Source organism: Lawsonibacter sp., assembly GCF_022777125.1.
GTDB lineage: Bacteria > Bacillota > Clostridia > Oscillospirales > Oscillospiraceae > Lawsonibacter_A > Lawsonibacter_A hominis.
The window spans coordinates 1-2,747 of the sequence record NZ_JALFGV010000121.1; the positions used below are offsets into that span (position 1 = coordinate 1).

Here is a 2,747-nt window from a genome sequence, read left to right on the forward strand (position 1 = left end):
CCCCTTCACTGGCTTTCTCCTATTGACTTCACCGTCCAATATGTTTGACAAACCTACATTTGGACATTTCCGCGGCGGAAGCAAAAAACAGCGCCCGGCCTTAGGCCGGGCGCTGAGCGTGCTTTCGTCATCCGTAGAAGGCATGGCCGCCGATGACCGCCACGCAGGTCTTGTTGCGGGAGGCCCAGCAGCTTTTGCCCACGCCGTTGAACCAATAGGCGTTGGGCACGACCACGGCGCCCTCCAGGCAGAGCTTGGCGGCGGCGACGCTTTCGGCGTTGGGGGTCTTCTCCATGCAGCCGGTCTTTTCCGGGTAGAACTGGCCCGGCTGATAGACCACGTCGTACAGCGTACCGGGGAAGGAGGGGTGGGCCACCCGGTTGAGCAGCACGTTCCCCACGGCGATCCGGCCCTCCATAGGCTGGTTTCCGCTCTCGTTGTAGATGATGTGGGAGAGCAGAAAGACGGCGTCGGCATCGTAAAATTCCGCGCCGGAGACCGGAAGCACGGCCCCGGCGGTGGAGATCTGGATCGCTCCGTCCCAGGTCAGCGCGGCGCCCAGGGCCTGGGCCAGCGTGCGGGCCGGGACCAGCGTACATACGGCACCGCCGTTTTCGTCATAGCCGACCTGCACGCCGCCGGCGATGTAAAGATACCGGCCGTTGACACACAGGTACAGGTCGCCTGGCTTGGCGGTCAGTTCCAGTCCCTCGTCCCGGAGCACCGCGCGGCCGGTCTCCCAGCTCGCCGTCACAGTGGGACGGATCACCTGGGCCAGGGCGGGCAGGGATACATAGGTCACATGCTCGATGACGGCGGTGTAGGCGTGCTCGTAGAGCGCGCCGTCGACGTAGATCTGGGGTACGGATGGCTCTGCGGAGGCGGCTTCCCCGGCGGCCAGAGCCGGGCCGGAAACGCCGGCCAGGGCGGCCAGGCAGAGCAGCAGAGCCAAAAGCTGTTTGCGCATGGGAATCACTCCTTACGGCAGACAGTTGTTTCCAACCGATATTTTTTGTTACTATATTGTAATCTATTTGGAAACAAAATGCAACCCCCGGGCGTAAAGCCGCCTTTTTCCCCTGATTGTACGGGGATTACCCCCGAATCATGGCCCGCAAGTCGAAAAGGCGCTTGCCCGCACGGCGGCGGCCGTTGTTGCATCCCTGGGCGTTGCTGCGATAGGCATGCCGTGAAATAAACCCGGCGGAGTCCTGCCGAAAAAGCGGGCTGGGAGCGCACTGTGCGCGCCTTATGCGCACTCCAGATAAAGCCACACCAGATGGATGGTATGCTTCCTGCCGTCGAAGTGGGTGCGCGCCCCACGGGATCACATCCCGCGGGGGCCCCGTGCCTTGCATCCGCCCGGCGGGAGTGAATCCCGCCGGGCTGCGCGCCTGACGGCGCGATGGAGCGCACTGTGCGCGTATTATGCGCACTCCAGATAAAGCCACACCAGATGGATGGTATGCTTCATGCCGTCGAAATGGGTGCGCTCCATGCCATGGGAGGCGTGGACGCCGGGGCCGATGAGGGCGCCCCGGGTGTCGTTGCCCGCCTTCCAGAAAGCGGCCACGTCGGAGCCGTAATGCGGATAAATATCCACGGCGTAGTCCACGCCGTTGGCGCGGGCCAGCTCCACCAGCCGGGACACCATACCGTAGTCATAGGGGCCGTTGTTGTCCTTGGCGCAGATGGACACCTGGTACTCCGTGCAGTTCAGGTCCTCCCCGACGCACCCCATGTCTACCGCCAGCAGCTCGTCCACCGCCGGCATGACGCAGCCGCCGTGACCGACCTCCTCGTGTACAGTGAAGCAGAGCTCCGTGTCGTACCGGGGGGCGGCTCCCGTATCCCGCAGGAGCTTGAGCAGCGTGAGCAGGCACGCGGCGCTGCCCTTATCGTCGATGAAGCGGGACTTTAAAAAGCCGCTGCCGGTGACCTGGGTTTTGGGGTCGAAGCACACAAAATCCCCGGCGCAGATGCCCAGCGCCTCCACGCCGGCCTTGTCCCGCACCGGTTCGTCGATGCGCACCGCCAAATTCTTTTCGTCCCGGGGACGGGTCAGCACGTCGTCGAATACGTGCGCCGCCGGAGAGAGGGAGAGGATGGTGCCGGTATACATCCGCCCGTCCCGGGTGTAGATGCGGCAGTATTCCCCGTCCAGGGTGGGCAGGATCGGCCCGCCGATTTTGGTGATCATCAGCATGCCGTCGGCGGTGATGGAGCGCACCATCAGCCCCAGCGTGTCGATGTGGGCGCACAGGCCGACCGTTTTCCCGCGCTCCCGCCCACGCACGGAGAGGATCACGTTGCCCTTGTTGGTGCGCCGCACAGGATAGCCCAGCTCTTCCGCGATCTGTTCCACAACCGCGGCGGCCTGCTGCGTAAAGCCGCTGGGGCTGTCGGCGGCGAGCAGGCGGCGGGCGGTGTTCATGAGAAACTCCCTGCAGTCTTCCAGATGCATTTGCATTGACTCCTTATTTGTAGTATGATATCCCAATCATAGCCCGGCCGGGCCGAAATTACAAGCGGGAGCGCGAGAAACATGGCGGAAGAAAAGACCAACGTGATGCGGCTGTTAGACCAGAAGAAGGTCCCCTATATCCCCCACTATTACGCCTGTCCCGACGGGGCGGTGGACGGGGTCTCGGTGGCGGCCCGGATCGGCAAGGATGCCGGCGCCGTGTTCAAGACCCTGGTGACCCAGGGGGCCACGGGGAAGTATTACGTGTTTGTGGTGCCGGTGC

The 2,747-nt window shown here is 63.6% G+C and carries 2 protein-coding genes and 1 pseudogene; 1 reads left to right on the top strand and 2 read right to left on the bottom strand.

Features of this window, described 5'->3' with window-relative positions; all coding sequences use genetic code 11:
* Window positions 1–127: 127 nt before the first annotated feature.
* Together MR825_RS10125 and MR825_RS10130 are read right to left on the bottom strand one after the other, a co-directional pair.
* Window positions 128–967 (bottom strand): cell wall hydrolase, encoded by an 840-nt coding sequence (locus MR825_RS10125; protein WP_287880576.1) that lies wholly within the window; start codon window positions 965–967, stop codon window positions 128–130.
* A gap of 459 nt (window positions 968–1,426) precedes the next feature.
* A complete protein-coding gene (locus MR825_RS10130) occupies window positions 1,427–2,464 on the bottom strand; it encodes a M42 family metallopeptidase (protein WP_186908173.1) in 1,038 nt (345 codons plus the stop codon).
* A gap of 81 nt (window positions 2,465–2,545) precedes the next feature.
* Between MR825_RS10130 and MR825_RS10135 the strand changes: the two are divergent.
* A pseudogene (locus MR825_RS10135) lies at window positions 2,546–2,747 on the top strand (Cys-tRNA(Pro) deacylase); the annotation flags it as partial.